We start from the raw sequence: 3212 nt of genomic DNA on the forward strand, positions 1-3212 counted from the left end.
GGGGTTCTAGGGATTTTCCCCTCTAAAAAGACATAATTCTCTGTAGACCACACCAATAAATGGCTGCGGAGGTGGGTTACTACTTATAAGTGTGGCAAATTAGGTAAATATCGTACATTTAATACGGAACAGCCCTGATATGGCCATCAAAAACGAAATTACTATTCTCACGAGAGCAGAACAGGCAAATCTTTATTCCCCACCCATTTTTTCAATCGAAGAACAACGTCTGTACTTTTCTCTGAACGATGCGGAATTGGCAGTTTTTCGGTCAATTCGTCTCAGAGTTCATAGATGTTACTTTGTCGCGATTTTGGGATACTTCAAATCAAAGCCCGTCATCCTAGATATCGCTTACTCGCAGGTTTCTAAGGATTTAATGTTCATCAGTAAAGAGCTGCTTGGCGGCAAGGGGCTCAGACCATTCACTCCCTCACAAAAACAAAAAGATCGACTCTACGCAAAAGTATTAGACCTTGCTGGTTATCACAAATGGGACGAAAGTCAGCACTTCAATTCTCTTTTCGACCACCTTGTTCAGGTGGGCAATGCCTGGCTGGAGCCGCGTTACCTCTTTGATACTGCTATTGAATTCCTAACCAGTCACAGCATTGCTATCCCTAGGTACACCGTACTCCAGAGACTGATAAGCAGAGCGATGCAGCAGGTCAGAAAAGACCTGGCGCACCAACTTAATCAACTCACCAGTCCTGAACTTCACGTCTTTCTGGACAGCATAACAGCCATTGATGACGGACTAAGCCTGAACCAGCTCAGAGGCGGTGCAAAAAGTCTGACCGTACCTGAACTTAAAAAAGAGCTTGCCCTTTATCATCAGTTAGCGCCATGGCGCACGCAAATCAATGGCGTTATCGATGGGCTTAATCTGTCTCTTAAAAATCGACAACACTTCGGTGAGCTCATCAACTATTACGGTAGTAAACTCAAACGATTCAAACGCGCACAGCAGCATCTATGGTTGCTATGTCACCTGACAGAGCGGATACAACTGGCACTGGAACGGTTAACTGATGGGTTCATTTACCATATCCGCAAGCAACAAGAAGCTGCCAACACCTTTGCACAACAAGCAGTGTTCCTGTCCTGGCAGTCAGCCGCGGACAATGTCACGAAAGCGGCAGAGTTACTGCATCTGTTTGTGGATGAGAACATTGATGATAATCAACCCTTCTCAGTAGTCAGACAACAGGCATTGAAGGTCATGAATGACAGGGATATCCAGACCCTCTGCCTTTACCTGAAAAAACAGAAACGGACCGTGGAAGAGTACCAGTGGCAACATTACGATGAACAATGCAATCTCCTGGAGCAACTGTTAAGGCAGGTGTTCTTGTGCCTTGAATGTGAGGCCGGTAAAGGCTCAGAAGCCGTCGTCGCCCAACTTCAACAGATGCAGACGGAAATCGCATTCGGTGGACCACTGAAGACGATGGATACGTCGCTCATCCCGAAAAAGCACCTCCCATGGTTGGTTAAACAGGATAACGTTAACCCGCAACGTTACGAATGGCTGCTCTACCGGCAGTTAACCTCACGACTGAATGGACGCATTTATTTGCCAAATGTTACCAAATACCGCGCACTGGAAGACGACCTGATCCCCCAGACATCGCAGGATACCTTGCTGGCCTCATCAACACTGGACAGACTAAAACAGCCCGCAGAGTTATTGTTACAGGAGAAACAACACCGGCTGGAAAGTGCACTCAAAGACGTTGCTCTCCATATTGATGAGGGAGACAATCGAAATGTGATCATGAAAAATCGTACCGGTACCCGCTGGCGTCTGCCGACCAAAAGCGCTACATCTCTGGTCAACAATCCCTTTTTTAAGCGAATGCAACCGGTCGGTATCGCGGATGTACTGCGGTATGTAGAGCGCGAAACCGGGTTCATGAAATGTCTGACTCATGTACTTCCGATACAAAAACAAGGGTTCACTCATCAGGATGATTTACTGGCCATTCTGATTGCCAACGCCACTCACCGTGGTGTGTATGGCATGGCGCAGATCTCCGATCGAAGCTATGAACACCTGAGTACGGTGCAGGCCAACTATATCCGGCCTGAAACGCTGCATGACGCCAGCGACGTGATCAATAATGCGGTTGCAGCGCTACCCATCTTCCGCCACTACCATATTCAGGAGGACCAGCTGCATGCCAGTGCGGATGGTCAGAAATTCGAAACCCATCTGGAAACCTTTAAAACCCGGTACTCCTCTAAGTATTTCGGCACCAACAAAGGGATCACGGCCATGACACTGGTGGCCAACCACAGCGCCCTCAATGCTCGGATCATCGGTTCCAACGAGCACGAATCACACTATATTTATGACCTGTTACAATCCAACAGCAGTGAAATCAAACCTGACGTACTCTCGACAGATACACACGGTGTCAATCATGTTAACTTCGCCTTACTGGATCTATGCGGTTACAGTTTTGCACCGCGATACGCGCAGTTCAGTAGTGTCATCAATGATCTGTTTGACGTAACTGAAAATGAACACGGCGGCACCAACCTTGCCCTGAAAAAGCCCATCAGGACGAATGTCATCGAAACGGGATGGCAGGATATTAGGCGCATTGTTCTGTCACTTCAGACAAAGCGAACGACACAGGCAATGCTGGTAAGAAAGTTGTCTGGTTATCCTTCGGGGCACCCGACATTACAGGCGCTGACGGAGTATAATCGACTGGTCAAAGCGCAATATTTACTGGATTACATAGACAATGCCAGTTTGCGGCAGTACGTTCAGCGTGCCCTTAACCGGGGAGAAGCGTGGCACTTCCTGAGACGGGCTATTGCGTCGGTGAATGGCGATCAGTTCCGAGGCAAAAACGAGAGTGAAATCGCTATCTGGAATGAATGTGCAAGATTGCTTGCCAACGCGATCATCTACTTCAACTCCGCGATACTGAGTCATCTGCTGGGACACTTTGAAGCGAGAGGAGATGAAGAGAAAGCGGGTATCACTCGTGCTGTTTCGCCCGTTGCGTGGCAAAATATCAACTTAAGCGGAACGTATAACTTCACTAATACTGGGAAATTGCCCAATATTGGCGAAATAACAAGGCCGATAGTGGATGATTAGGCTCCAAGCTGAAAGTAAACCACCTCCGCAGCCATTTATTGGTGTGGTCTACAGAGGATTATGTCTTTTTAGAGGGGAAAATCCCTAGAACCCC

General features: G+C 47.7%; 1 protein-coding gene. It reads left to right on the forward strand.

Annotation, left to right across the window (positions count from 1 at the left end; all coding sequences use genetic code 11):
* The first annotated feature begins 139 nt into the window (after window positions 1–139).
* Window positions 140–3118 carry a Tn3-like element ISShfr9 family transposase gene (locus tag OCT63_RS21235; RefSeq protein WP_269984574.1) on the forward strand — a complete coding sequence of 993 codons (2979 nt, stop codon included), beginning with the start codon at window positions 140–142 and terminating at the stop codon, window positions 3116–3118.
* Window positions 3119–3212 lie beyond the last annotated feature (94 nt).

The organism is Vibrio sp. RW (assembly GCF_027587105.1).
Classification (GTDB): Bacteria; Pseudomonadota; Gammaproteobacteria; order Enterobacterales; family Vibrionaceae; genus Vibrio; species Vibrio toranzoniae.